The following is a 533-nucleotide window of genomic DNA, read 5'->3' on the forward strand; positions in this document are numbered from 1 at the left end:
TGTGAAATTGAAAAAAAAGAAAAGGGGGCCTTGCGGCCCCCTCTCCTTATTCCTGAACCTTGCCTTCGGCTCGGAGGATAAAGCTGTGCGCCTCGTGCAGGAGCTTGCGAAGCGTCTGGATTTGGCCGTCCTGCACGAAGCTGGTGTTTTTCCATTCATCGCCGGACTTGTAGCTGCACTCGGTCGCGTGTTTCAGGTGCTTAAGCACTTCTCGGTTGAAACCGCGCTTGATGAACAAAGGGCCGCGTTCGTGGTTAGCATTGACTCGGTAAGCTTCGATAGTGATTTTGTCCAGAACCATGTTTCCTTCTTGCAGGAGACGTTAAGCGACGACACGATGGTTACCGACCTGCCGCATGCCATCCAAGGCACAAAACCTACGGTTCTGTCGGGTGCAAAAGATACCGCAAATCAAATGTCAACGCTCGCGCTCCGGTATTTGTTCGATCTGGACTTAAACAGCAACCCCGTTGGCCCCAGCAACCTACTGAATCTTCCGCTGGAAAATCCCAGCGATGGAACCAATCCAGACG

At 52.5% G+C, this 533-nt stretch carries 1 protein-coding gene; it reads left to right on the forward strand.

What is annotated here, in order from left to right; all coding sequences use genetic code 11:
• Positions 1-533, forward strand: a 533-nt coding sequence (locus tag P0D89_RS53945; protein ID WP_408379820.1) for a hypothetical protein, incomplete at both ends; no start/stop codon positions are given.

This window comes from Paraburkholderia sp. RL18-085-BIA-A (assembly GCF_046027075.1).
Taxonomy (GTDB): Bacteria; Pseudomonadota; Gammaproteobacteria; order Burkholderiales; family Burkholderiaceae; genus Paraburkholderia.